Origin of the sequence: Bacillus mycoides (assembly GCF_001757995.1) — a bacterium.
GTDB lineage: Bacteria > Bacillota > Bacilli > Bacillales > Bacillaceae_G > Bacillus_A > Bacillus_A mycoides_B.
In genome coordinates this window covers 1-1,854 of record NZ_LXLV01000120.1, presented here as the reverse complement: position 1 = coordinate 1,854, position 1,854 = coordinate 1, and the positions used below count along the sequence as shown (strand labels likewise).

Genomic DNA, 1,854 nt, shown 5'->3' with positions numbered 1-1,854 from the left:
ATCTTTAGCAATACCATATTCTCAATTGCTTTTTCACTTAATTATAAAAAAGGGAATTCTTGCGGCATCCTTGTCAGTTATTTGGATATTTTTTATCGTAACATATGGATTATTCCCTTTAATATTTACAAAGACATTTCCAATATTTTATGCATTGAATATAGTAAGTGACGTAATGTTTAAAGAAACAACTATTTTATTATATCTTGCAAGTTCTTCAATATATATTTTAGGAATTATGTTATTGACTGTGAGTTTTAAATATTATACATATGAATAATAAAGGGTGAAATAAGTGGGTATTTTAGGTGAATATAAAAAAAGTCTTCATAATGGATTGTATATCCTGTTACTAGTATTTCTGTTGGTACCAATTAGTTTTCAAGTTTTTCTAACTGTATCGCCTCAATTAAAAGATGGCGTTTTCATGCATATAGCGATTCTGAGCCTTTTTTGTAGGTTATTTTTACCTATTGCGATAGGTCTATTAGTGTCATTTTCTTTTGTAAACGAATTCAGAAGAAAAGGATATATGTCTGCTATTTATCATGGGATCACTTTAAAAACTATATTAAGTAATAAGTTTTTGTTTTGCTTAATAATTACTTTTTGTTATTTAATATGTGCTTTAGTCATAACTAGTATACCTATAGTATTAACGGTTGATAATCTCGGGACTGTTTATCAAAGAGTAAGTTTTTCTATACTTTTTTTGGTAATTAGCTCTTTAATTATTGTGAATCTACATTTTTTAATAAATATAATATTTTATAAAATCCCGTTACTTTCATTATTAGTAGGGGTTATAGGTGGACTAGGTAGTTTTTTTATCTCTCATACAAACTATTGGATACTATTCCCTTGGTCATATCCAATTATGAGTCTTTATTTTGATAGCATCGAAACAAAACAATTGTATATTATTCTAATTGTATATTTATTATCGTTAATAATTTGTATATTTATGTTGTCAAGTTTATATAATAAAAAATCAATGAGATGGAAGTGATTTTTAGGCGCGCATCTTTTTTATAAATTAAAGTAACAGCTTTATTTAATCATATCTATTTTATAGGAGTTATAATGTATACTAAAAGTAGGTGTAAGAATGCACTATTTTAAAAATAGTGCAAGGTAAAAAGGAGTCCGTAAAGGGTTCCTTTTTTTGTTTTTAGAGAATGGAGCAATAAGGCTTCTAACCGCAAGGAATGCGGAGATAGCCTAATAAATTAGAGTTCGATAGAACTCTTTACTTACAAATCCCCCACTTCTAAATGAAGTGGGGGTAGTTCAAAAAATCATACTCTCATCAAAAAACGGCTTCTCAGATTTCGATATAACCAATGTTTATTTAAAAGTAAATGACATAAGACCTAAATGACAAAGGGTCTGTTGTAAGCGGAAAATAAGCGGTTTAAAGTGAGTTAAGGATGTTATTAAGAATTTTTTATAAAATATCTGATAAACAACAATAATAACCTTGTAAGGTTATTTTATAAAGATAAGGAGTGAAAATATTGGAAAATACAGTGAAAGAAATCATTGATGATTTAGAGTATCTGTTCAGGAATGGAGAAATTGGCATGGAAGTAAGTAATCCGGCTTACTATCAGAGGTTTTGTAAAGTACTGGATGCAACAGAAATGCGCTATGATTTACACATTCATGAATATGATGAGGATTCTCTAGTTGTTAAATTAGTGTAAAATACAAATGTTTTAAGGGGCTAATTTTCTTGAAGTATAAAAAGGGAATGGGGAGGAAAAGGATATGAAAATTGGTACATCTGAATGGCTTTCTCTTAGTAAGGATATTAAGCTGAAGTTGATCCGTTTGGCTGTCATAGATAGTAAA

2 protein-coding genes and 1 pseudogene are annotated in these 1,854 nt (G+C 28.5%); all 3 read left to right on the top strand.

Annotated features, from left to right (window positions below):
- Positions 1-280: pseudogene (locus tag BWGOE10_RS29110) on the top strand (ABC transporter permease); the annotation flags it as partial.
- A 15-nt stretch (positions 281-295) separates the two neighbouring features.
- Positions 296-1,009 (top strand): ABC transporter permease, encoded by a 714-nt coding sequence (locus tag BWGOE10_RS29105; protein ID WP_070144054.1) that lies wholly within the window; start codon positions 296-298, stop codon positions 1,007-1,009.
- A gap of 508 nt (positions 1,010-1,517) precedes the next feature.
- Positions 1,518-1,706, top strand: a complete 189-nt coding sequence (locus BWGOE10_RS29100) for a hypothetical protein (RefSeq protein ID WP_000432338.1) — start codon at positions 1,518-1,520, stop codon at positions 1,704-1,706.
- Positions 1,707-1,854 lie beyond the last annotated feature (148 nt).